Origin of the sequence: Bradyrhizobium sp. SZCCHNRI1009 (genome assembly GCF_032487575.1) — a bacterium.
In the GTDB taxonomy this organism is placed as follows: Bacteria; Pseudomonadota; Alphaproteobacteria; order Rhizobiales; family Xanthobacteraceae; genus Bradyrhizobium.
In genome coordinates, this window is record NZ_JAUEUL010000004.1 from 378,394 (window position 1) to 401,227 (window position 22,834).

Consider the following 22,834-nt stretch of genomic DNA (forward strand, 5'->3'; position numbering starts at 1 on the left):
GGCGAGTGGTGCCGTTGTAGGAGCGCAGGCGTAAAGCGGGCAATAATTCGCGACAACAACGACGAAATAACCCTAACGAGATGTGGCCGAAGAACTTCGAATTAGCGCATAGAAGAAACCCGCAGCAGCGACCGGATCTGCTGCCCGACCAGCTCCAGCGCGACCTTGGCCTGCGGCAGGATCGCACCGAGCGCGTGGAAATTGTGGACCATGCCGTCGTGACAGACATGCGCGACCGTGACGCCGGCTTCCGCGAGCCGTGCCGCGTAGGCGTTGCCCTCGTCACGCATCGGATCGAACTCCGCGGTGTGGATCACGGCGGGCGGAAGCCCGGCCAGCGTCTCGCGGCACAGCGGCGATATCAGTGGATGCGCGACATCGGTCTTGCCGTCCAGATAGTCGCCGAGGTCGGCCTGCCAGGTCGCCCTGTTGATCAGGTAGCCGGTGCCGAACAGCTCGCGCGACGGCCAGGGGCTGGAAAAATCGAGCACCGGGCAGATCAGGCACTGCAGCGCGATTCTGAGAGGGCTGTCGCCGGCGGCCTGCTGACAAACGGCGGCCGCGAGCGTGGCGCCCGCGGAATCGCCGCCGAGCACAATGCGATTGCCGTCGATGCCGAGTGCGGCCGCGTGATCGATCGCGAAGTGAACGGCAGCGATCGCATCCTCGATCGCTGCCGGGAACGGGTGCTCGGGCGCGAGGCGGTAGTCGATCGAGAGCAGCCGGCAGCGCGAGGCGGCGGCAAGCGCAGCGGCGACCTTGTCGTGTGTGTCGATGCTGCCCGCCACGAGACCGCCGCCATGAAAGTATACGAAGCCAGGCGGCATCCCGAGATCGTCCGGGCCCGCTGCCGGCGTGTACAGGCGGTAGCGAAGCTGCCCGGAGGGACCGGAGAAATCGCCATCCCGCGTGATGACGGCGCCGCAGTCGTTCCGCGCGAACTGCATCAGCTTGGCCAGCGACTGCCGGCGTTGCCCGACACTCGGATGCTGGCGGCTTTCCGGCATAGCGGCAGCTACCATCGAAAGCAGGCGCTGGGCGCGAGGGTCGAGCGGCATGACAGCTCCAGTTAACCAAGGCAGCGACCATTGTGCCCATCAGCAGTGAATCGATCATGAGCGGCAGGCCGCGGCGGGGAAATCCTTAAAATCTTCAAGCCAGAAGTGCAGATACGATCGATGCCGAACGGGAGCGCCGCCATGACCCACATCGTCAAGCCTGTCAGCTACTCGCAGACCTGGACCTTCTTCGACGGCGAATGGCGCGAGGGCAATGCGCCGATCATGGGCGTGCGGACCCACGCGACCTGGCTCGCATCGACCGTGTTCGACGGGGCGCGCGCGTTCGAAGGCGTGACGCCCGATCTCGATCGGCACTGCGCGCGTGTGAATCAGTCCGCGATCAATTTCCGGCTCAAACCCGTGGTGGACGTCGAGACCTGGATGGGGCTGGCGCGGGAAGGGATCGCGCGGTTCGGAGCGGGAGCCGAGCTCTACATCCGCCCGATGTACTGGGCGCAGCATGGCGCCGGCGGCGGTGTCCTGTTCGATCCCGACACCACCAATTGGTGCCTGTGCATCTATGAGGCGCCGATGCCGCAGCCGACGGGCAACGCCATCACGCTGTCGCCGTTCCGAAGGCCGACGGCCGAATGCGCGCCGGTCGACGCCAAGGCGGCCTGCCTCTATCCGAACAATTCGCGCGCGCTGATCGAAGCGGCCTCGCGCGGCTTCAACAACTGCCTGATGCTGGATCTGCTCGGCAACGTCGCGGAGTTCGGCAATGCCAACGTGTTCATGGTCAAGGACGGCGTTGTCTTCACGCCGGTGCCGAACGGAACCTTCCTCAACGGGATCACGCGACAGCGCGTGATCGAATTGCTGCGAGGCGATGGTGTCAGTGTGGTCGAGACGACGCTCCGATATGACGATTTCCTGAACGCCGACGAGATCTTCTCGTCGGGCAACTTCGCCAAGGTCGCGCCGGTGATCCGCATCGACGACCGGACGCTGCCAATCGGTCCCGTCTTCAGCCGCGCACGCAGGCTGTACTGGGACTATGCCCACCGGGTCAGGGCCGCGGCATAGGTCAGGACCCATAGACGGGAAGTTCGGTATCGCTGAGCTCGCCGAGCCGCCCCGGCTCCGGTCCCTTGATGTATTTGCGGCCGCGGCGTTCGGTGTAGACGCCGTAGAGCCCGGCAATCGGCCCGTCGGCGTCGACGACGACGGACACGCGTCCGCGCGGCAGCAGGAAACGGCCCACGGCGCCGGCGCAGGCAACATAGTCGGAGGTGCCGCGGCAGTAGATCAGCTGCATTGCCGGCAATGCGAACCGTCCTTGCCGGACCCGGAGCTGCTGCAACACCAACGGAACCGGGCCATGCTTCGACCGGACCACGATGCTGAGGCAGCCATAGCGTGCGTGGCGGATCAGCAGGTCGGCCTCGCTGGGCGGAAGTCCATCGAGCGCCTGGGCGTCAGCGGCGACCTGCTCCACTTGCGCGCCGCGGCCGGCAAATGACATGGCGGGCACTGAAAAGAACAAGCCGTGACAATAGGGACGAAAGCCCTGCGCCTCGATGATCGGCCATGTCTGGCGCGCGGCGCTGATGTTGATGTAGGTCACCTCAGGCAAACGCTGTGCGATCCGGGTCAGCATCGTCGCATAGTTGCGAAACGACGGCTCGACATACCAGCTCGACAGGTTGCACCAGATCTGCGGCTGCGCGGGTGTGCCCCGGTTGCTGTAGATCAGCAACAACACGCCGACGGCCGCGCCGTCGTTCTCGAGCAGATAGCCATAGCGGGGATAGCCTTCGGGCGCCGGACGCGTCGTCTGTCGGTGCAGGCCCGTGGCCCAATACGCGCGGGACCGCCGCGGAAATCCGCGCGTGAGCAGATCGGCGACCGCGTCGAGATCGGGCTCCCCGATCTCCCGGCAGCGGATCAGCGGCTTGCGCGCGGTCATGAGATTGCCTGCCGATCTCCCGACGATGGCGGTAGGACGTCAGCCGACGACGTCGGGCTGACGCTCCACCAGCAGCGCGTCGCGCACGCGCGACGGCCAGCGCGTCGGATCGATGCCGTGCGTGTGGAACAGCGCGACCGCGAGGCGGTCCATGCCGAAGGCCACGCAACCGGTGTGCGCCGGCGCGCCGTCGGCGTCGTCGATGCCCCAGGTCGTGCCGAAATGCTCGCGGTGATAGTTGAAGCTCATGCAGGCGGTCGGCTGCTCTTCCGATCGCAACGGCACCAGGAGCTCGAATTTCAGCGCCTGCTGCTTCTGGCTGACCGCCTTCATCTGGCCGACGCGACCGAAGAACGGGTCGCTGGCGTGATCGACGCGGAACGACAGCCCGAGATCGTGGGCGATCGTTTGCGCCTTCACCATCCAACGGTCGCGGAATGCCGAGACGTCGTCGGGTGTGCCGATGCAGACATATTCGCGCATACGGAACGACTGCAGGCGGTCGAGATGCCGCGACGGCTCGCGGCGGAAGCAATCGGCCGCGACGTCGAAGCGTAGGCCGCCGACCGGCAGTGCACCACGGCTCGCCGCGATCGGATACACCGGATAGCAGGCTGCGGGCGACAGCACGAGGTCGGCCGGCGACAACGAGGTGGTCCAGTCGCCGCCCTTGTCGAAACGTGCCACGGCTTCGTGGATGTCCCGCTCGGTGCCGTGCAGGCCACAGACGCAGCCGAGCAGATTTGGAAAGCTCTTGAGATAGCCGGACTTCTCAAGCTGCGTCCGGCTCATGACCGGCGGGAAGCGCATGACCTCCGTGCCGGGCTCACGATGCCGCGTGATGAGCGTCGTGAGCCGCTCCACAACACCTTCATACAGCGCGGTCCGTGCATAGACGCCATCCGCGCCCATGCGGTGGAACAGGGCGTCGGTCAGATGATCGAGCGCGTCGGCCGGCTGGGGCGCAATCTCGGGCGACTGCGGGAGAACGGGAATCGTCATTGTGCAAATCCTGGGTGGAGGCAATGGCTGCGATCGGCGCGGTCATTCATGGAGCGAGGCCGGTACCGTGCTCATCAAATTGGCCGTGGCAATGTTCGTGAGAATACGGTCGTTGTTGATCATGATCGGCGCCGACAGAACATCGCGCAGGTGGCGGCCGATCGAGAACTCGCCGTCGTTGCGATAACCCGAGAGCCCGCAGGCGCGCATCGCATGCATCACGGTCTCAACGGCAAGCTCCGAGGCCTGCACCTTCAACAGCGTGATCGAGGATTGGAAGTCGAGCGAGCTCAGCGCCCGCTCGTCATATTCATGGGCGACGAAGGCATCCATGTTGGTGACGATCATTGCGCGCAGCCGGGCCAGCGCCATCTTAGCCGCGGTGTAATGTGCAGCTGCCGGCGGCATCTGTCCGCCGGCGCCGCGAGCGGCCTTGCGCAGGAAGCGCTGGGCGCGCTCCACCGCGGCCGCAGCAATGCCGGCCCAGGCCGATGACCAGCAGAGATGCGCGAACGGCGTCATCGTCTGGCCGTGGATGCGGTCATAGGATTCGGTGAACATGCGGTCGGACGGACAGCTCACCTCCAGCGCGAATCCTGTCGAGCAGGTGCCGCGCATGCCCAGCGTTTCCCAGCCAAGGGTACGCGAGATCGTATAATCGTCCGTCGTCAGCGCCAGCAACACCTGATCAGAGGCGGCTGCGCTGTCGGCGCGACGGGCAATGGTGACGAGGCCGTCGGCTTCGGCACCATAGGAGATCACCGTGGCGTCGCGCTTCAGCGAGATGCGGTTACCGTCGTGGCCGACGGCCGCGGCGCTGGCGCGGATGTTGCCGCCGTTCTGTCCCTCGGTGGTGGAAGAGGCCATCAACAGCTGCTCGGATGCGATACGGCGCATCAGGGATTCCATGTAGCCGCTGCCGCGGCCGTGACGCACAAGGCAGGCGACCTTGGTCTGGTGCATGGCGAAGATCATGGCGCTGGAGGCGCAGGCGCGGCCGAGCGCATAGCAGACGTCGGCGATGTCGTGGATCGAGGCTCCGAAGCCGCCGAACTCGACCGGGATCTGCATCCCGAGCAGCTTGTGCTCGCGTGCCGCATCGATTGCGGCCTTGGGGAAGCGGCCGTCACTGTCGACCTCGTCGGCTTCCGCGGCGGCCTGCGCGGCAACAGCGGCGGTCCGCTGCAGGAACAAGGAGCTGCGATCGAGCAGAAGGCTCTCGCCATCATCGGGGATCGGGTTGCGAAGCGCGGTTCCCTGGAGAGTCATGACCGATCGATACTCCGGATTTTGTCTCGTTGAGAGATCGGCACGTGCGTCCTCGCAAGATCAGGACAGATGCACTGCGCCTTCTTTTTTGGGCTGCACGCAGGGTATGGATTTGATTCAAATACGTCGACGAAATTCAGGGTAAACGCTGTGCGATCGACGGGTGGGGGTTAATTCCTGGTTGTTTCGGTCCGAGAATTTCGGGCCAAGCCGTTAGCGTTAAGACGAGTTCAGACCTGGAACGGGGATGCGGCGTAACTCTTTCGCCGCCGGATTGCGTTATCTCCTTGCGCGAGCGTCGATTAAATTCGACGTGCCGGAACAAGCCGCGAGTGAAGAGGTCCCCATGCCGAGTTTCGATGTCGATGTCAGTCACAGGATCATGGCGCTCGTGCGCGATATCCTCGCGCAGAACGCCAGTTCTACCGACGTGACGGCGGATGCAAAGCTCGTCGACATCGGGCTGACGTCCATGGACATGGTCAACCTGATGCTGGCGCTCGAATCGGAGTTCGATTTCACCATTCCGCAGGAGCTGATCACGCCGGAGAACTTCCAGTCTGTCGCCACGCTGGAGCGTCTGGTGAGCGGTCAGCTTGCGGCAGCCAAGGCCGCCTGACCCGGCTGCCACGCCCCGCGGTTTCCCGCGTCGCTGTTTTCAATCCGTCGCAAAGCTGGCATTCTCGTCTCCGTTGGAGATGGGGACGTCATGACGAAGGCTGTGCTTGGCATTATCGGCGGCTCGGGCATCTATGATCTGCCGGGACTGGAAGATGCCCGCGAAGAGGTGATCGCGAGCCCCTGGGGCGAGCCGTCGGCGCCATTGCGCCGGGGAACGATCGCGGGGCTGCCGATCGTGTTCCTGCCGCGCCATGACAAGGGACACCGGCTGTCCCCGTCCGACATCAACTACCGCGCCAACATCGACGTGCTGAAGCGCGCTGGCGTCACCGGCCTGGTGTCGCTGTCGGCCTGCGGCTCGTTCAAGGAAGAGCTGCCGCCGGGCACCTTCGTGCTGGTCGATCAGTTCGTCGATCGCACCTACAAGCGCGAGAGCTCGTTCTTCGGCAGGGGATGCGTCGCTCACGTCTCGATGGCGCATCCGGTTTCACCGCGGTTGCGCATTCACCTGGCGGCGGCGGCCGAGGCCGAAGGCATCGCGATCGCGCGCGGCGGCACCTATGTCTGCATGGAGGGACCGCAATTCTCGACTTATGCCGAGAGTATAACCTACAAGGCGTCGGGCTATTCGGTGATCGGCATGACCAACATGCCGGAGGCGAAGCTCGCTCGCGAGGCCGAGATCTGCTACGCGACGGTCGCGATGGTGACCGACTTCGACTGCTGGCATCCGGATCACGACGCCGTCACCGTGCAGGACATCATTCGCGTGCTCACCACCAACGCCGACAAGGCGAAATCACTGGTGGCGCGGCTCGCCCGCGAGTTTCCGCGCGAGCACGAACCGTGCCCGATCGGCTCCGACCGTGCGCTCGACACCGCCTTGATCACTGCGCCGGAGGCGCGCGATCCCGAGCTTCTGAACAAGCTCGATGCGGTCGCAGGCCGTATCTTGCGCGGTTGAAGGGGGATCGAACATGAAGGTGGACGGCCGGCACTATCGCAGCATCTGGCTCGACTCCGACGGCTGGTCGGTCTGCGCGATCGATCAGCGCCGGTTGCCGCACGAGTTCGTGGTGGCGAAGATCACGACATGCGAGGAGGCGGCGGACGCGATCCGCGGCATGCTGGTTCGCGGCGCGCCGCTGATCGGCGCCACCGCCGCCTTCGGCATGGCGCTGGCGATGCGCGACGACCGCTCCGATCCCGGCATCGACCGCGCCTACGAGATGCTGATCGCGACGCGGCCGACGGCGATCAACCTGAAATGGGCGCTCGACACGATGGGCACGATGCTTCGCCGGCTGGCGCCGTCGGAGCGGCGGGATGCGGCGTATTCCCGCGCCGTCGACATTGCCGGCGAGGACGTCACGATCAACCAGGGCATCGCCGCGCATGGTCTCGCGCTGATCGAGGCGGCCGCGGCGCGCAAGAAGCCGGGCGAAATCGTGAACGTGCTGACCCACTGCAATGCCGGCTGGCTTGCGACCGTCGATTGGGGCACGGCGACCGCGCCGATCTATCTCGCGCATGATCGCGGCATTCCGATCCATGTGTGGGTCGACGAGACCAGGCCGCGCAATCAGGGCGCGTCGCTGACCGCCTGGGAGCTCGGGCACCATGGCGTGGCGCACACCGTCATCCCGGACAACACCGGCGGCCATCTCATGCAGCATGGGATGGTCGATCTCGCCATCGTCGGCACCGACCGCGTCGCCGCCAACGGCGATGTCTGTAACAAGATCGGCACCTATCTCAAGGCGCTCGCGGCGCACGACAATGGCGTGCCGTTCTATGTCGCGCTGCCGTCGCCGACGATCGATTTCGCGGTCGCCGAGGGACGACAGATCCCGATCGAGCAGCGCAGTGCGCAGGAAGTGACCGAGATGACCGGCCGCACCGCCGACGGCCGTATCGAGACCGTGCGCATCGTGCCGCCGGGATCGCCGGTCGCAAACTACGGCTTCGACGTCACGCCGGCGCGGCTGGTGAGCGGGCTGATCACCGAGCGCGGCGTGCTGCGGGCCGACGGCGCGGCACTGGCGGCGGCATTTCCGGAGCGGGCCAAACAGACGAACGATTAGGATCAGCGCCGTTGCGAGGGCAGCGACGCAATCCAGAATCCCACGAAGCCTTCGGATTGCTTCGGCGCAAGGATGCCTCGCAATGACGATCAGCGCAGGCTCAGACCCGTCGCGGCTTCCAGCTCGGCGATCGCCTGCGCTGCGCTGACCACCTTGATCGTCGTCATGCCCATCTCGCGCGCCGGCTTCAGGTTGATGCCGAGATCGTCGAGGTAGACGCAGTCCGCGGGGCTGACGCCGAGCGTCTCGGTCATCATCTGGTAGATCCGGGGATCGGGCTTGCGCAGGCCGATCTTGGCCGACTCGATCACGTGATCGAACAGCGCCATCACCTCCGCGACGTACAACGAGCGGCCGCCCTGGCTGCCGATTGCGTTCGCCGGCAGATTGTTGGTGATGCAGCCGGTCTTACACTCCGCCTTGATGCGGCGGAGCGCCTCGACCATGTCGGTCCGGAGATCGCCGGTGAGCAGCGGCAGCACCTCGCGCCCGCTGACCGCAGCGCCGCCCAGCGCCAGCGACTCCTCGGCGAACAGCCGGTCGAAAGTGTCGAGGTCGATCTCGGCCCGCTCGAATTTCGCCCAGGCGTTCTCGAGATGGTTGGCGGCATTGGTGTTGCGGATGATGTCGACGGGATAGCCGCGCTCCTTCTCGAACCGTGCGAATGCCTCGAACGGCGATGTCGTCAGCACGCCACCGAAATCGAAGATCACCGCCTCGACCATGTCAGTCCCGTCCTTCCTTGATCCCTGGATGATCGCTAGCATGGGATGCCGCATTTGGCGACCTCGGTCGCACTTGGCGACCTCGGCGTCAGCCGCTATTGCTGCCGCGATGAAGCCGTCTCACGCAATCATTGCAGCCGCCGCTCTGCTGGCGCCGTCCCAGGCCCTGGCCATCGTCGGCAATGCGCCGGCGCTGAATGATGGCATCGGCCGCGCCGTGGTCACGATCGTCGGCTCGCGCGGCAATTTCTGCAGCGGCGCGCTGATTGCCCCGAAGCTGGTGCTGACCGCCGGGCATTGCGTGCAGCCGGGTCTCGATTACCGCATCGTGGAATACGATCGCGACCGCAGGCCGGTTCTCAAGACGGTCCGGCGGGTGGCGGTGCATCCCAGCTTCAGCGTGCAGGCCATTCTGGCGCATCGCGCCACCGCCGATGTCGCGCTGCTGGAATTGGAGGCGCCGACGAAGGAGCGCGTGCCGGTGGCGCTCGGCGTGCCGCAGCCGCCGCTTGCCGCCGGCAACGCATTCACGGTCGCAGGCATCGGTGTCGCCGTCCCCGGCGACGGCAAGAGCGGGGGCGTGGTGCGCGGCGCGGCGCTGGTGGCCACAGGCAGGCCGGGCACGTTGCAGATCCGGCTGGTCGATCCGGCGACGCAAGGCGTGCGGTCCGGGCTCGGTGGCTGCACCGGGGATTCCGGCGGGCCTGCATTCGAGACGCAGGCGCAAGGACAGGTGCTGATCGGCGTCATCTCATGGTCGACCGGGCCAAATCTCGGCGATGGCTGCGGCGGCATGACCGGCGTCACGCCGCTCACGTTGTATCGCGATTGGGTCGTGCAGACCGCGCGGCAGTGGGGCATGCCGCTCGGCGGAAATTGAGGCGCAGCGTTCACGACGCCGCGCTTCGCGATGGGTTGACCGTCGCTGTGATCGGGTTCAGCCTGTCACGCGAGGAAACAACATCAAGACCAAAGCCCAGGGACTCCCATGAACGTCATCGCGCCCATCCGGGAGGCCGCGTCCTCTCACGCGACCGAACATTTCGACGTGCTCATCGTCGGCGCCGGCATCTCCGGTGTCGGCAGCGCCTATCAGTTGACCAGGCAGATGCCCGACAAGCGCTTCGTGATCCTGGAGAGCCAGGAGGGCTTCGGCGGCACCTGGCGGACGCACCGCTATCCCGGCATCCGCTCCGACAGCGACCTGCACACATTTGGATACAGCTTCAAGCCGTGGGTCGGGCCGCCGATCGCGACCGCGGAAGAAATCCTCAGCTACATGGGCGAGGTGATTGAAGAGAACGATCTCGGCCGCCACATCCGCTACGGCCATCGCATCGTGTCGGCCAGCTGGTCGAGCGCGACCAATCTCTGGACGGTCCAAGCCGTGAAGGGCAGGGATCAGCAGCCCGTCACCTTCACCACGAATTTCCTCTGGATGTGCCAGGGCTACTACCGCCACTCCAAGGGCTACACGCCGGAGTGGCCGGACATGGCGAAATTCAAGGGCCGCATCGTGCATCCGCAACTCTGGCCAGAGGATCTCGATCTCACCGGCAAGCAGGTCGTGGTCATCGGCTCCGGTGCGACGGCCGCGACCATCCTGCCGTCGATCGCCGGAAAATGCGCGCATGTGACGATGCTGCAGCGCTCGCCGACCTACTTCCGCATCGGCCGCAACGCGATCGAGCTGGCCGAGGAGTTGCGTCGGCTTGATGTCAAGGAGGAGTGGATCCACGAGATCGTCAGGCGCAAGATCCTGTTCGAGCAGGATTGGTTCACCAAGCGCTGCTTGACGGAGCCCGAGCAGGTCAAGAAGGAGCTGATCGGCCAGATCAGCGCCATCATCGGCCCCGAACAGGCGGCCAAGCATTTCACCCCGAGCTATCGGCCGTGGCGACAGCGCATCGCCTTCGTGCCGGATGCCGATCTGTTCGAGGGCATCAAGAGCGGCAAGGCCTCGGTCGTGACCGACGAGATCGAGCGCTTCACCGAAGGCGGCATCAAGCTGAAGTCCGGCGACGAGCTCAAGGCCGACATCATCATCACTGCCACCGGCTTTGATCTTTGCGTGCTCGGCGACATTGCATTCTCGATCGACGGCAAGCCGCTCGACTTCGCCGACACCGTGACCTATCGTGGCATGATGTTCACCGGCGTGCCGAATCTCGCCTGGGTGTTCGGCTATTTCCGCGCCAGCTGGACGTTGCGCACCGATCTGGTCGCGGATTTCGTGTGCCGCCTGCTCGCGCACATGAAGGAGAAGGGCGTGAGCAAGGTCGTGCCGGCGCTGCGCCCGGAGGATCACAACATGCCGCTGCTGCCATGGATCGACCCGGAAAACTTCAATCCCGGCTACATGATGCGCAACATGCATCTGCTGCCCAAGCGCGGCGACAAGCCGGAGTGGCAGCACAGCCAGGATTATTGGAGCGAGAAGGACCAGATTCCGGCGATCGATCTGGATGATCCGGCGTTCGTATATGGGTGAGCGCCGAGGGGTGGAGTACTCGCTGTCGCTCTAACCTCGGTGTCATCCCCGCGAACGCGGGGATCCATAACCACAGCCGGATATGTGAGGCACGACGCCAGCTTACATCCTGCCCCAAGCGAGATCACGCGGTATGGGTCCCGGGCCGGCGCCCGTTGACGCTGTGCGTCAGCGGGCTTGCCCGGAACGACAGCGAGTTTCAGAGCGCGCTTCTGAGTGCGCCGCCCGTCTCATCCCTCCCGCCGCGTCACCCCCGTCGCGATCGCCGCGGCGGCGGTTCGGTTCTCGACGCCGAGCTTGGCGTAGATCTGCTCGAGGTGCTTGTCGACGGTCCGCGGGCTCAGCCCCAGGATCTGCGCGATGTCGCGGTTGGTCTTGCCCTTGGACAGCCATGACAGCACTTCGCCCTCGCGCGTGGTGAGACCGAACTCGCTGGAGAATTCCTTGGGCAACTCACCGGAGGACTCCTTGGCGAGCCGCAGCAGGAACTCGTTGGGCCCGGCTCCGCCCATGTAATAGAGGCGCAATTCGGGATGATCGGGGATCGAAGCGGCGGCCTTCCCGCCGCCGTTCTGCGCCTGATCCAGCCAGAGCCGCAGCGCTTCGGGAAGAACGAGCTCCTCGGCGGTGCCAAAACTGTCCGACAGCAGCTTCTGCGCTTGCGGCGTTGCCCACATCAGCCGTCCCTCGCGGTTGACGGCGAGCAGGAAGCGGCCGGAGACGTCGAGCGCGGCGCGCGCACTCTGCGTCATCCGGGCGTTGGCGAGATGCACGCGGATGCGCGCCAGCATCTCCGAGACGGCGATCGGCTTGGTGACGTAGTCGACGCCGCCGGCCTCCAGTCCCTTCACGATATGCTCGGTATCGGCGAGCCCGGTCATGAAGATGACGGGGACGTTGGAGAGACCCGTCTCGCGCTTGAGCTTGCGGCACGTCTCGAAGCCGTCCATGCCGGGCATGACGGCGTCGAGCAGGATGATGTCCGGCGTGATCTGGTCGATGATGCGCATGGCCGCGGCGCCATCGAGTGCGACCATGACCGTCATGCCGGCACCATCCAGCGCGTCGGTGAGCAGCCGAAGCGTCTCCGGCGAGTCGTCCACCACCAGCGCGACGTCGCGCTTCCTGCTGTCAGTGCTCATAGGCATGCAAGGTCTTCAGAGTGGCCATGTACTGATCGAGATCGAAGCGGTCGATAAGCGTGCGCATCTGGGCGACGAAGTCGGCATGCTCCGGATGCGCGTTGCTGATGTCGTCGAGCTTGAGCTGAATGGCCCTGATGTAGCCGATCTGGCCGAGGCTCATCAGCTCCTCGACATAGTTGAGCGGGGGCCGGGACCCGGTGTCCGGCCGCCAGCGTGGCGGCGCCACTGGGATGTCGGTCTGGTAGCTCCATTCGAGCTTCAGCAATTGACGTATCGCCTCCAGCAGCCTTGGGATGTCGATCGGCTTCATTAGGTAGCTGTCGTGGAATGGTTGCGCCAGCGGCCGGCCATGCGCTTCGAGCGCGCTCGCAGATGTCATCAGGATCCGGGCCTGATGATGACCGCTGTTGCGCAAGGTCTCGGCCACCGTCCAGCCGTCCATGCCGGGCATCGAGATGTCCAGAATGAACAGGTCCGGCTGGCAGTGCTGTGCGAGCGCGAGGCAGGCGGGACCGTCGGGCGCGCTCAGCAGGATGAAGCCGAGCGGCGTCAACACCTCGCGCAGGAGGTCGCGATGAACGGGATCGTCGTCGGTGATCAGAATCGTCCTGCGCGGTCCGAGATAGCCGGCGACCGGCGCCTTCACCGGCGCATGCCGCGTCGGGTTGGTGACCTCGGACAGGAGGATCTTGACCTTGAAGGTGCTGCCGGTGCCGACCCTGCTCTCGACCTTGATGTCGCCGCCCATCACCCCGGCGAGCAGGCGGCTGATCGTCAGGCCCAGTCCCGTGCCGGTCTGCGGTTGAGCGGCCCCGAGCGCGCCGCGCTCGAACGGCGCAAAGATGCGCTCGAGGTCGTCGGGCTGGATGCCGGGCCCGGTATCAATCACCTCGAACTCCGCGACCGGACTGCGATAATGCACGACGAACTGGACGCTGCCTTCCGCGGTGAATTTGATCGCATTCGACAGCAGGTTGATCAGGATCTGGCGCAGCCGTTTCTCGTCGGCGTAGACGACCAGCGGCAGCACCGCCGGCCGCTTGAACACGAAGTCGACGCCCTTGGCGGCGGCTTGCAATCGGAACATGCCCACAAGCTGGTCGAGGAATTCGCTGAGACGGACCTCGTCGCGCGACAGATACAGCCGCCCGGCTTCGATCTTGGAGATATCGAGGATGCCGTCGATCAGGCCGGACAGATGATCGGCGCTGCGGCGGACGACGCGGACCTGGTCCCGCGGCTTCGGTGCGAGGCTCGTGTCCTGCTCGAGCAGTTGCGCATAGCCGGAGATCGCGTTCAGCGGCGAGCGCAGCTCGTGGCTGAGGCCGACGACATAGCGGCTCTTGGCGAGGTTGGCGGACTCCGCAACCTCCTTGGCGCGCTGCAGCTCGGCGTCGGTGCGCTTGTGCGCCTCGATCTCCTGAATCAACAGCTGCGTCTGCCGGCGTGTCTCGGCCTCGGCGGCGCGACGGCTCTGCTGCGCCAGCACGAACAGCCAGGTCACGACGCCGATGATGATGGAGAGAGCGAAGAACACCTTCCACAGCACGTCGGAGATGATGCCCTTGAATCCTGGCAGCGCCGCCGAGGTCTCCAGATAGATCATGCCGAGCGTCAGCGCGACGAGTCCGGCCGATGTCAGAAAGACACCGACATAGTGACCGAGCTGCGAGTTGATCTTGGCGAGCACCGACCCCGGCAGCATGCCGCCAAGCGCCGCGGCGACCTGGGCTTGCGCCCGCGCGTGCGGTTTGCACAGATCGTGACAGCGAGCGTCGAGCGAGCAGCACAGCGAGCAGATCGGGCCGGCATAGGCCGGGCAGGAGGCGGTGTCCTCCGGCTCGAAATGATGCTCACAGATGCAGCATTGGATCTGCTCGATGTTCTGCCAGCTCCGCTTCGGCTTGCGCGCCAGATAGTACTTTCCGTCGGTCAGATAGGCGATCGCGGGCGCCGTGACGAGCGCGACGCCGAGCGCGACGAAAGTCGACAGCGCCTTTCCGGTCGGACCGAACAGGCCATAGAAGGCGCAGATCGAGACGATCGTGGCGATCGTCATCGCGCCGACGCCGACCGGATTGATGTCGTAGAGATGGGCGCGCTTGAACTCCATCTGCGGTGGGCGCAGGCCCAGCGGCTTGTTGATCACGAGGTCCGCGACCAGCGCGCCGACCCAGGAGATGGCGATGTTGGAGTACAGCGCCAGCGTCTGCTCCAGCGCCTTGTAGACGCCGATCTCCATCAGCAGCAGCGCGACAACGACGTTGAAGACCAGCCACACGACGCGTCCCGGATGACTGTGGGTCAGGCGGGAGAAGAAGTTCGACCAGGCGATCGAGCCGGCATAGGCATTGGTGACGTTGATCTTGATCTGGGACACGATCACGAAGGTACCTGTCAGCGCAAGCGCCAGGTCCGGCCGGGCCAGCACGTAGCGGAACGCCTCGAGATACATGTGTGCCGGTTCGGCGGCGCGGTCGGCCGAGACTCCATGGCTGAGCGCGAAGTAGGCCAGGAACGAGCCCGCCAGCAGCTTCAGCGCACCGAGCACGATCCAGCCGGGGCCTGCGGATAACAGCGCAATCCACCATGACCGTTTCGACGTGCGGCGATCGCGCGGCAGAAAGCGCAGGAAGTCGACCTGCTCGCCGATCTGGGCGACCAGCGAGAACACGACCGCCGCCGCGGTCCCGAACAGCGCCAGATCGAGATGGCCCATGGGATCGCCATGCTCGCCGGGAAACTGCAGCCAATCGGCGAAGGAGTGCGGGCTCGCATAGGCGATTGCGGCAAAGGGCAGGACGTGCAGCACGACCCACAGCGGCTGCGTCCACAGTTGGAAGCGGCTGATCAGCGTGATGCCGTAGGTCACGAGCGGGATGATGACGACGGCGCTGATGAGATAGCCGACCGGGCGCGGAATGCCGAAGCACATCTCGAGGGCGGAGGCGAGGATCACCGCCTCGATGGCGAAGAAGATGAAGGTGAAGGAGGCGTAGATCAGCGAGGTGATGGTGGAGCCGATGTAGCCGAAGCCGGCGCCACGCGTCAGCAGGTCGATGTCGATGCCGCATTTCGCTGCATGATAGGCGATCGGCAGGCCGCAGCAGAAGATGATCACGCTGGCGACCAGGATGGCGGCGGTCGCATTGGTCACGCCGTAGTTCAAGGTGATTGTGCCGCCGATGGCCTCCAGCGCCAGGAACGAGATTGCGCCCAGCGCGGTGTTGGCGACGCGGGCGGCCGACCAGCGCCGCGCGCTCTTGGCCGTGAAGCGGAGCGCATAGTCCTCCAACGTCTGGTTGGCGACCCACTGGTTGTACTGGCGCCTGACGCGGTCGATCCGCTGCCGCCCTGCCACTTTCGAACTCCTCACCCGCGGGCGCTTGTCCGCAACTCGCCTGCCCCTCGCAAGACCTACGCAGAGCCTACGTCGCGCTTTTGCGGTGCAGTATACGCAATCTTGCGTATCCGTGCGTTGCACAAACCGCGCCATCCTTCGTCTGACCCAACGCGTGTCCTCGAACCAATGAATGGGGTGCTCATGTCAGACGAAACCAAAAAGGGCCTGAAGTCGCCGCTTCGGCGCCAATTGCTGATGGGAATGGCCGCAATCCCGGCGCTGGCCATGATGCCGCGGCCGTCCTTTGGCGCCGGTCCCGCAACCTCCGCTGTCAACACCACCGGACTTGCAGTCACCGATAGCGAAGTGACGGTCGGCATCCTGCATTCGGTCACCGGCACGATGGCGATCTCCGAGACCGGGTCGGTGCAGGCCGAGAAGCTCGCGATCGAGCAGATCAATGCCGCCGGCGGCGTGCTCGGCCGCAAGATCAAGTACATCCAGGAGGACGGCGCCTCGGATTGGCCGACCTTCGCGGAGAAGGCCAAGAAGCTCCTGGTCAACGACAAGTGCGCCGCCGTGATGGGCTGCTGGACCTCGGCCTCGCGCAAGGCGGTGCTGCCGGTGTTCGAGCAGTACAACGGCATGCTGTACTACCCGACCTTCTACGAAGGCCTCGAGCAGTCCAAGAACGTCATCTACACCGGCCAGGAAGCCACCCAGCAGATCATCGCCGGCCTCGACTGGGTCAACAAGACCAAGGGTGCGAAGACCTTCTATCTGCTCGGCTCCGACTACATCTGGCCGCGCACCTCGAACAAGATCGCCCGCAAGCACATCGAGGGCCATCTGCAGGGCTGCAAGGTCGTCGGCGAGGAATACTTCCCGCTCGGCCACACCCAGTTCAACTCGGTCATCAACAAGATCAAGCTGACCAAGCCGGACGTGATCTACGCGATCATCGTCGGCGGCTCCAACGTCGCGTTCTACAAGCAGCTCAAGGCGGCCGGCATCGACATGTCGAAGCAGACGCTGCTCACCATCTCCGTGACCGAGGACGAGATCGACGGCATCGGCGGCGAGAACATCGCGGGCGCCTATGCCTGCATGAAGTACTTCCAGTCGCTCGACAACCCCAACAACAAGGCCTTCGTCGCCGATTTCAAGAAGATGTGGGGTGAGAAGACCGTGATCGGCGACGTGACGCAAGCCGCCTATCTCGGTCCGTGGCTGTGGAAGCTGACCGTCGAGAAGGCCGGCAGCTTCGACATCGACAAGGTCGCCGCCGCCTCGCCCGGCATCGAGTTCAAGGGCGCGCCGGAAGGCTATGTCCGGATCCATGAGAACCACCATCTCTGGTCCAAGACCCGCGTCGGCCGCGCCAAGGCGGACGGTCAGTACGAGCTGATCTACGAGACCGCCGACCTGGTCGAGCCCGATCCGTTCCCGAAGGGCTATCAGTAAGTCGCGAGTCGCGCATTGCGACGGCCGATGAAGCGACGCCGTTGCCGCACAACCAGTGCGCTCCCTCCCCCCTTGTGGGGGAGGGTTGGGGAGGGGGGTACCCCACCCACAGTTCGTCGTGTGGACCCCCCTCCCTGGCCCTCCCCCACAAGGGGGGAGGGAACGACCTTACCGGCGGCAATGCTGCGGGCGCCAACGCGCATCGCAAGTCAGTGCGCACCGACACCACGCATCACGAGAGGACGGATCATGTTCGGTGACTATTCCATCGGCGACCTCGGGGCTATCTTCGCGATGCAGGGGTTCGCAGGCCTCATCCTGTTTTCGGTCTACGTGCTGATGGCGCTGGGGCTTGCCATCATCTTCGGCCAGATGGGCGTCATCAACATGGCGCATGGCGAGTTCATGATCCTCGGCGCCTACGTCACCTGGATGACCTCGAACGCCTTCCAGCATTTCCTGCCGTCGTTGTTTCCGGGCTACTTCTTCGTCGCGATGATGCTGGCCTTCATCGCCTCCGGAGCGCTCGGCATGCTGGTCGAGTGGGCGATGATTCGCCGGCTCTACAAGCGGCCGCTCGATACGCTGCTCGCGACCTGGGGCCTCAGCCTGATCCTGCAGCAGGCCTATCGCTCGGTGTTTGGCGCGCGCGAGGTCGGCGTCGAACTGCCTGAGTGGATGATGGGCTCCTGGCAGGCGACTGACGCGATCCAGATTCCGATCAACGGCATGTTCGTGATGTGCCTGACCATTCTGATCACGATCGTGGTCGCCTATGTCCTCTTCCTGTCGCGCTGGGGCAAGCAGGTCCGCGCCGTCGTGCAGAACCGCGTGATGGCCGGCGCCGTCGGCATCAACACCGAGAAGGTCGACCGCTACACCTTCGGTCTCGGCTGCGGCATCGCCGGTGTCGCCGGCTCCGCCTTCACGATGATCGGCTCGACCGGCCCGACCGCCGGCCAACTCTACATCGTCGACACCTTCCTGGTCGTCGTGTTCGGCGGCGCCGCCAGCCTGATCGGCACCATCGCCTCTGCCTTCACCATCTCCCAGGCGCAGTCGACGATGGAGTTCTTCATGTCCGGCTCGATGGCCAAGGTGCTCACTCTGCTGGCGATCGTCGCCATCCTGATGCTGCGGCCGCAGGGCCTGTTCGCCCTCAAGGTCCGCAAATAGCCGGAACGCGCAGGAATCGGGAATCAGAAAGCACCGTCATGATCATCAATACGCGCTTCTTCAATCGCTCCGAGCTCATCGGCTTCGTCTCTCTGCTGCTTCTGCTCGTGGTCATCCTGCCGCTGGCGGTCGACATCTTCCGCCTCAACCTGGTCGCGAAGTACCTGACGTACTCCTTCGTCGCCATCGGCCTGGTGCTGTGCTGGGGCTATGGCGGCATTCTGAGCCTGGGGCAGGGTGTGTTCTTCGGCCTCGGCGGCTACTGCATGGCAATGTTCCTCAAGCTTGAGGCCTCCAGCGTCGCCAACACCAAGATCCAGTCGACCCCTGGCATTCCCGACTTCATGGACTGGAATCAGCTGACGCAGCTGCCGTTCTTCTGGAAGCCGTTCCAGAGCTTCCCGTTCGCGCTCGCCGCGATCATCCTGGTGCCGGCGATCTTCGCCTTTATCATCGGCGCTGCGATGTTCAAGCGGCGTGTCGGCGGCGTCTACTTCGCCATCATCACCCAGGCGATCGCGGCCATCATGACCATCCTGATCGTGGGACAGCAGGGCTACACCGGCGGCATCAACGGCATCACCGACCTGCGCACCCTGCACGGCTGGGACATCCGCACCGATCACGCCAAATACATCCTCTACTTCGTCGAGGTGTTCTTCCTGTTCGCCGCCATCCTGGTCGCGCAGTTCATCCGTCTCACCAAGCTCGGCCGCATCCTGGTGGCGATGCGGGAGCAGGAGGACCGGGTCCGCTTCTCCGGCTACAGCGTCGCCAATTTCAAGATCTTCGCCTTCTGCGCCGCGGCGGTATTCGCCGCGGTCGGCGGCGCGCTGTTCACGCTCGAGGTCGGCTTCATGTCGCCGTCCTTCGTCGGCATCGTGCCGTCGATCGAGATGGTGATCTACACGGCGGTCGGCGGCCGGCTCTCGATCTTCGGCGCGGTCTATGGCTCGCTCCTCGTCAACTTCGCCAAGACCAGCCTGTCGGAGACCTTCCCGCAGCTCTGGCTGTTCGGCTTGGGTGCCTTGTTCATCGCCGTGGTTCTCGGCTTCCCGAACGGATTGGCCGGAATCTGGGGTGACTACGTGCAGCCGCGCATCGACCGGCTGCTGGCGTCCCGCAGCAAGAAGCCCGGCAATGGCGGCCTGGTCGCCAACGGCGCCCCCGCAGAGTGAGGAGACAGCGATGCTCATCGGTCATCAGCCCAAGGAATTCCTGCTCGCGGTCGAAGCCCTCACCGTCTCGTTCGACGGCTTCAAGGCGGTCAACGATCTCTCCTTCTACGTCGAAGAGAACGAGATCCGCGTCATCATCGGCCCGAACGGCGCCGGCAAGACCACGGTGCTCGACCTGATCTGCGGCAAAACCAAAGCGACCTCGGGCTCGATCCAGTTCCGCGGCAAGGAGCTGACCAAGCTGCGCGAGAACGAGATCGTCAAGACCGGTGTTGGCCGCAAGTTCCAGACGCCATCGGTGTTCGAGGATCTCAGCGTGTTCGAGAATCTCGAGATATCCTTTCCGCGCGGCCGCACCGTGTTCGGCTCGCTGACCTTCCAGCGCGACGCGGTCGTCAAGGATCGCGTCGAGGAGGTCGCGGAGATGATCTTCCTGAAGGATCGTCTCAAGACCTCGGCGGCCGAGCTCAGCCATGGCCAGAAGCAGTGGCTCGAGATCGGCATGCTGCTGATCCAGAACCCGGACCTTCTGATGCTCGACGAGCCTGTGGCCGGCATGAGCGTCAGCGAGCGCGCCAAGACCGCCGAGCTGCTCAACCGCATCATCAAGGACCGTTCGGTGCTCGTCATCGAGCACGACATGAAGTTCGTCGAGGACATCGCCCACAAGGTCACCGTGCTGCACCAGGGACAGATCCTATCCGAAGGCACGATGGACAAGGTCAAGAACGACCCCAAGGTCGTCGAAGTCTATCTGGGGCACTGAGCGATGATCGCGATCTTGTTTGCTCCGAGTGACGCTGCGTTCCCCTCCCCCTTGTGGGGAGGGGCTAGGGGAGGGGGCCCACGGCGGCAGTATCGCTTGGGGCTACCCCCCTCCCCAACCCTCCCCCACAAGGGGGGAGGGAGCGCACTGCCGATGTTGCTGCAGCCTCGTCCCAATTCATCACTTTGCAGGAGCCATTGATGCTCGCAATCTCCGATCTCCATGTCGCCTATGGCCAGAGCGAGGTGCTGCATGGCCTGAATGTCAAGGTCGCGCCCAACGAGATCGTTGCGATCATGGGGCGCAACGGCATGGGCAAGACCACGCTGATGAAGTCGCTGATGGGCATCCTGCCGTCCAAGAGCGGCTCCATCGACATGAACGGCACCGAGCTGTCGGGCCTGAAGAGCTACGAGCGTGTCGCCAAGGGCCTCGCTTATGTGCCGCAGGGCCGCATGATTTTCTCGACCATGACAGTCAAGGAGAACATCGAGACCGGCCTCGTCGTCTCGGGCGAGTCCGAGGTGCCCGGCGACATCTACGAGCTGTTTCCGGTGTTGCTCGAGATGAAGGGCCGCCGCGGCGGTAATCTCTCCGGCGGCCAGCAGCAGCAGCTCGCGATCGCGCGCGCACTCGCCACCAAGCCGAAGGTGCTGCTGCTCGACGAGCCGACCGAGGGCATCCAGCCGTCGATCATCAAGGAGATGGCGCGCACCTTGAAGCGCATCCGTGACGAGAAGGGATTGTCGATCGTCGTCTCCGAGCAGGTGCTGAGCTTCGCGCTCGACATCGCCGACCGCGTGCTGGTGATCGAGAACGGTGAGATCGTCCGCGACGATCCGCGCGACTCCGTCGATGCCGCGCAGGTCTCGAAATATCTGTCCGTCTAACCACTCCGTCCAAGCAAAGGTAAAGGGGAGCTCTTGATGCCTGACACACTGATCAAGGTCGATCTGACCAAGTCGGCCTACGAGAACGACAAGGTGCACAATCGCTGGCACCCGGACATTCCGATGGTGGAGTGGGTCAACCCCGGTGACGACTTCATCATCGAGACCTATGACTGGACCGGCGGCTTCATCAAGAACAACGACTCGGCCGACGACGTGCGCGACATCGACCTGTCGATCGTGCACTTCCTCTCGGGCCCGATCGGCGTCAAGGGCGCCGAGCCGGGCGACCTGCTGGTCGTCGACCTGCTCGACGTCGGTCCGCTGAAGGAGAGCCTGTGGGGCTTCAACGGCTTCTTCTCCAAGCAGAATGGCGGCGGCTTCCTGACCGACCACTTCCCGCTGGCGCAGAAGTCGATCTGGGACATCAAGGGCCTCTACACCTCGTCGCGTCACGTGCCCGGCGTGAACTTCGCCGGCCTGATCCATCCCGGCCTGATTGGCTGTCTGCCCGATCCGAAGCTGCTGGCGACCTGGAACGAGCGTGAGACGGCGTTGATCGCGACCAACCCGACCCGCGTGCCGGGCCTCGCCAATCCGCCGTTCGCACCGACCGCGCATGCCGGCCAGGCCAAGGGCGACGTCAAGGCCAAGATCGGCGCCGAGGGCGCCCGCACCGTGCCGCCGCGCGAGCATGGCGGCAATTGCGACATCAAGGACCTGTCGCGCGGCTCGAAGATCTACTTCCCGGTCTACGTGCCCGGTGGCGGCCTCTCGATGGGCGATCTGCACTTCAGCCAGGGCGACGGCGAGATCACCTTCTGCGGCGCCATCGAGATGGCGGGCTGGCTGCACATCAAGGTCGACGTCATCAAGGACGGCGTCGCGAAGTACGGCATTAAGAACCCGATCTTCAAGCCGTCGCCGATCACGCCGAACTATCGTGACTACCTGATCTTCGAGGGCATCTCGGTCGACGAGGCCGGCAAGCAGCACTATCTCGACGTCCACATCGCCTATCGGCAGGCCTGTCTCAACGCGATCGAGTACCTGAAGAAGTTCGGCTACTCCGGCGCCCAGGCCTATTCGATCCTCGGCACCGCGCCGGTGCAGGGTCACATCTCCGGCGTGGTCGACGTGCCCAATGCCTGCGCGACCTTGTGGCTGCCGACCGAGATCTTCGACTTCGACGTGATGCCGTCGGCGGCAGGCCCGATCAAGCACATCACCGGCGATATCCAGATGCCGATCTCGCCGGACAAATAACCCTCTCCCTGTGCGACGGGATGCGGGACGGCCGCGTATTTGGCCGCCCCGCATCCGCCGCGCGGACGAGAGAGACGATGTTGCGCAGGAGACGAGACAATGCCGGTCTATGAATATCTCTGTGACGAATGCGGCCCCTTCACCGACATGCGCCCGATGTCGGAATGTGATGAGCCGCAGGTCTGTCCGCAATGCCAGGACATGGCGCCGCGGGTAATCCTCACCGCGCCCGCCTTCGCCTGCATGCCGGCGGAGCGGCGTACGGCGCACGCGACCAACGAGCGCAGCCGCCACGCGCCGCAGACGGTTGCCGAGTACAAGGCCAAGCATGGGCCGGCCTGCGGCTGCTGCTCGCCGAAGAAATCGCCGCGGCTGATGACCAAGACCAGGAGCGGCGCCAAGGGCTTTCCGACGGCGCGCCCCTGGATGATCAGCCACTGAACG

20 protein-coding genes are annotated in these 22,834 nt (G+C 64.8%); 13 read left to right on the forward strand and 7 right to left on the reverse strand.

Annotated elements, in window-relative coordinates; genetic code table 11:
- Positions 1-101 precede the first annotated feature (101 nt).
- On the reverse strand, positions 102-1,058 hold the full coding sequence (locus tag QX010_RS10670; RefSeq protein WP_316179332.1) for an alpha/beta hydrolase: 957 nt from the start codon (positions 1,056-1,058) through the stop codon (positions 102-104).
- A gap of 141 nt (positions 1,059-1,199) precedes the next feature.
- On the opposite strand from QX010_RS10670, the gene QX010_RS10675 reads away from it, so the two are divergent.
- Positions 1,200-2,087 carry a branched-chain amino acid aminotransferase gene (locus QX010_RS10675; protein ID WP_316179334.1) on the forward strand — a complete coding sequence of 296 codons (888 nt, stop codon included), beginning with the start codon at positions 1,200-1,202 and terminating at the stop codon, positions 2,085-2,087.
- Position 2,088: 1 nt separating this feature from the next.
- Here QX010_RS10675 and QX010_RS10680 read toward each other — a convergent pair whose 3' ends face one another.
- Genes QX010_RS10680 through QX010_RS10690 form a run of 3 tightly spaced genes read right to left on the reverse strand, consistent with a single transcriptional unit; the run spans position 2,089 to position 5,241 of the window.
- A complete protein-coding gene (locus QX010_RS10680; RefSeq protein WP_316179337.1) occupies positions 2,089-2,970 on the reverse strand; it encodes an acyl-CoA acyltransferase in 882 nt (293 codons plus the stop codon).
- 39 nt (positions 2,971-3,009) lie between these two features.
- Positions 3,010-3,972: an amino acid--[acyl-carrier-protein] ligase gene (locus QX010_RS10685; protein ID WP_316179339.1), complete on the reverse strand. Its 963-nt coding sequence runs from the start codon at positions 3,970-3,972 to the stop codon at positions 3,010-3,012.
- Between the two features lie 42 nt (positions 3,973-4,014).
- A complete protein-coding gene (locus QX010_RS10690) occupies positions 4,015-5,241 on the reverse strand; it encodes an acyl-CoA dehydrogenase family protein (protein WP_316179340.1) in 1,227 nt (408 codons plus the stop codon).
- 346 nt (positions 5,242-5,587) lie between these two features.
- On the opposite strand from QX010_RS10690, the gene QX010_RS10695 reads away from it, so the two are divergent.
- From QX010_RS10695 to mtnA, 3 genes are all read left to right on the forward strand, one after another.
- Entirely contained in the window at positions 5,588-5,860 is a 273-nt protein-coding gene (locus QX010_RS10695) for a phosphopantetheine-binding protein (RefSeq protein WP_316179429.1), read from the forward strand.
- A gap of 90 nt (positions 5,861-5,950) precedes the next feature.
- Positions 5,951-6,826 carry an S-methyl-5'-thioadenosine phosphorylase gene (locus tag QX010_RS10700; protein ID WP_316179342.1) on the forward strand — a complete coding sequence of 292 codons (876 nt, stop codon included), beginning with the start codon at positions 5,951-5,953 and terminating at the stop codon, positions 6,824-6,826.
- Between the two features lie 13 nt (positions 6,827-6,839).
- A complete protein-coding gene (mtnA, locus tag QX010_RS10705; protein ID WP_316179343.1) occupies positions 6,840-7,946 on the forward strand; it encodes an S-methyl-5-thioribose-1-phosphate isomerase in 1,107 nt (368 codons plus the stop codon).
- Between the two features lie 89 nt (positions 7,947-8,035).
- On the opposite strand, the gene QX010_RS10710 is transcribed toward mtnA, so the two are convergent.
- Positions 8,036-8,671: an HAD-IA family hydrolase gene (locus tag QX010_RS10710; RefSeq protein ID WP_316179345.1), complete on the reverse strand. Its 636-nt coding sequence runs from the start codon at positions 8,669-8,671 to the stop codon at positions 8,036-8,038.
- A gap of 109 nt (positions 8,672-8,780) precedes the next feature.
- Here QX010_RS10710 and QX010_RS10715 point away from each other — a divergent pair, with 109 nt between their 5' ends.
- On the forward strand, positions 8,781-9,551 hold the full coding sequence (locus QX010_RS10715; RefSeq protein WP_316179346.1) for a S1 family peptidase: 771 nt from the start codon (positions 8,781-8,783) through the stop codon (positions 9,549-9,551).
- 108 nt (positions 9,552-9,659) lie between these two features.
- Entirely contained in the window at positions 9,660-11,162 is a 1,503-nt protein-coding gene (locus tag QX010_RS10720; RefSeq protein WP_316179348.1) for an NAD(P)/FAD-dependent oxidoreductase, read from the forward strand.
- 230 nt (positions 11,163-11,392) lie between these two features.
- Here the strand turns inward: QX010_RS10720 and QX010_RS10725 are convergent, their stop codons facing one another.
- Together QX010_RS10725 and QX010_RS10730 are read right to left on the reverse strand one after the other, a co-directional pair.
- Positions 11,393-12,304, reverse strand: a complete 912-nt coding sequence (locus QX010_RS10725; protein ID WP_316179431.1) for a response regulator transcription factor — start codon at positions 12,302-12,304, stop codon at positions 11,393-11,395.
- Positions 12,294-15,668, reverse strand: a complete 3,375-nt coding sequence (locus QX010_RS10730; protein ID WP_315801687.1) for an ATP-binding protein — start codon at positions 15,666-15,668, stop codon at positions 12,294-12,296. Before QX010_RS10730 ends, QX010_RS10725 begins: the two co-directional genes overlap by 11 nt.
- A gap of 183 nt (positions 15,669-15,851) precedes the next feature.
- Between QX010_RS10730 and urtA the strand changes: the two genes are divergently transcribed.
- The 7 genes from urtA to QX010_RS10765 all read left to right on the forward strand — a co-directional run bounded on the left by urtA (position 15,852) and on the right by QX010_RS10765 (position 22,831).
- Entirely contained in the window at positions 15,852-17,114 is a 1,263-nt protein-coding gene (gene urtA / locus QX010_RS10735; protein WP_315801686.1) for an urea ABC transporter substrate-binding protein, read from the forward strand.
- 249 nt (positions 17,115-17,363) lie between these two features.
- Positions 17,364-18,290 carry an urea ABC transporter permease subunit UrtB gene (gene urtB / locus QX010_RS10740; protein WP_315801685.1) on the forward strand — a complete coding sequence of 309 codons (927 nt, stop codon included), beginning with the start codon at positions 17,364-17,366 and terminating at the stop codon, positions 18,288-18,290.
- Between the two features lie 38 nt (positions 18,291-18,328).
- On the forward strand, positions 18,329-19,468 hold the full coding sequence (gene urtC / locus QX010_RS10745) for an urea ABC transporter permease subunit UrtC (protein ID WP_316179351.1): 1,140 nt from the start codon (positions 18,329-18,331) through the stop codon (positions 19,466-19,468).
- Positions 19,469-19,478: 10 nt separating this feature from the next.
- Positions 19,479-20,234, forward strand: coding sequence for an urea ABC transporter ATP-binding protein UrtD (urtD, locus tag QX010_RS10750; protein WP_315801683.1), 756 nt, complete (start codon positions 19,479-19,481; stop codon positions 20,232-20,234).
- A gap of 200 nt (positions 20,235-20,434) precedes the next feature.
- Positions 20,435-21,124, forward strand: coding sequence for an urea ABC transporter ATP-binding subunit UrtE (urtE, locus tag QX010_RS10755; RefSeq protein WP_316179352.1), 690 nt, complete (start codon positions 20,435-20,437; stop codon positions 21,122-21,124).
- A 36-nt stretch (positions 21,125-21,160) separates the two neighbouring features.
- Positions 21,161-22,390, forward strand: a complete 1,230-nt coding sequence (gene fmdA, locus QX010_RS10760; RefSeq protein WP_035648524.1) for a formamidase — start codon at positions 21,161-21,163, stop codon at positions 22,388-22,390.
- 99 nt (positions 22,391-22,489) lie between these two features.
- Complete coding sequence (locus QX010_RS10765) at positions 22,490-22,831, forward strand: zinc ribbon domain-containing protein (RefSeq protein WP_315801681.1); 342 nt, start codon at positions 22,490-22,492, stop codon at positions 22,829-22,831.
- The last annotated feature ends 3 nt before the right edge of the window (positions 22,832-22,834 follow it).

Excerpts from the sequence above, each read along its gene's own strand:
- QX010_RS10675 (WP_316179334.1), top strand. The coding sequence starts at position 1,200 with ATGACCCACATCGTCAAGCCTGTCAGCTACTCGCAGACCTGGACCTTC.
- urtC (WP_316179351.1), top strand. The coding sequence starts at position 18,329 with ATGATCATCAATACGCGCTTCTTCAATCGCTCCGAGCTCATCGGCTTC.
- urtE (WP_316179352.1), top strand. The coding sequence starts at position 20,435 with ATGCTCGCAATCTCCGATCTCCATGTCGCCTATGGCCAGAGCGAGGTG.
- QX010_RS10720 (WP_316179348.1), top strand. The coding sequence starts at position 9,660 with ATGAACGTCATCGCGCCCATCCGGGAGGCCGCGTCCTCTCACGCGACC.
- fmdA (WP_035648524.1), top strand. The coding sequence starts at position 21,161 with ATGCCTGACACACTGATCAAGGTCGATCTGACCAAGTCGGCCTACGAG.
- urtD (WP_315801683.1), top strand. The coding sequence starts at position 19,479 with ATGCTCATCGGTCATCAGCCCAAGGAATTCCTGCTCGCGGTCGAAGCC.
- QX010_RS10715 (WP_316179346.1), top strand. The coding sequence starts at position 8,781 with ATGAAGCCGTCTCACGCAATCATTGCAGCCGCCGCTCTGCTGGCGCCG.
- QX010_RS10700 (WP_316179342.1), top strand. The coding sequence starts at position 5,951 with ATGACGAAGGCTGTGCTTGGCATTATCGGCGGCTCGGGCATCTATGAT.
- urtB (WP_315801685.1), top strand. The coding sequence starts at position 17,364 with ATGTTCGGTGACTATTCCATCGGCGACCTCGGGGCTATCTTCGCGATG.
- QX010_RS10690 (WP_316179340.1), bottom strand. The coding sequence starts at position 5,241 with ATGACTCTCCAGGGAACCGCGCTTCGCAACCCGATCCCCGATGATGGC.
- mtnA (WP_316179343.1), top strand. The coding sequence starts at position 6,840 with ATGAAGGTGGACGGCCGGCACTATCGCAGCATCTGGCTCGACTCCGAC.
- QX010_RS10685 (WP_316179339.1), bottom strand. The coding sequence starts at position 3,972 with ATGACGATTCCCGTTCTCCCGCAGTCGCCCGAGATTGCGCCCCAGCCG.
- QX010_RS10725 (WP_316179431.1), bottom strand. The coding sequence starts at position 12,304 with ATGAGCACTGACAGCAGGAAGCGCGACGTCGCGCTGGTGGTGGACGAC.
- QX010_RS10695 (WP_316179429.1), top strand. The coding sequence starts at position 5,588 with ATGCCGAGTTTCGATGTCGATGTCAGTCACAGGATCATGGCGCTCGTG.
- urtA (WP_315801686.1), top strand. The coding sequence starts at position 15,852 with ATGTCAGACGAAACCAAAAAGGGCCTGAAGTCGCCGCTTCGGCGCCAA.
- QX010_RS10710 (WP_316179345.1), bottom strand. The coding sequence starts at position 8,671 with ATGGTCGAGGCGGTGATCTTCGATTTCGGTGGCGTGCTGACGACATCG.
- QX010_RS10670 (WP_316179332.1), bottom strand. The coding sequence starts at position 1,058 with ATGCCGCTCGACCCTCGCGCCCAGCGCCTGCTTTCGATGGTAGCTGCC.
- QX010_RS10765 (WP_315801681.1), top strand. The coding sequence starts at position 22,490 with ATGCCGGTCTATGAATATCTCTGTGACGAATGCGGCCCCTTCACCGAC.
- QX010_RS10680 (WP_316179337.1), bottom strand. The coding sequence starts at position 2,970 with ATGACCGCGCGCAAGCCGCTGATCCGCTGCCGGGAGATCGGGGAGCCC.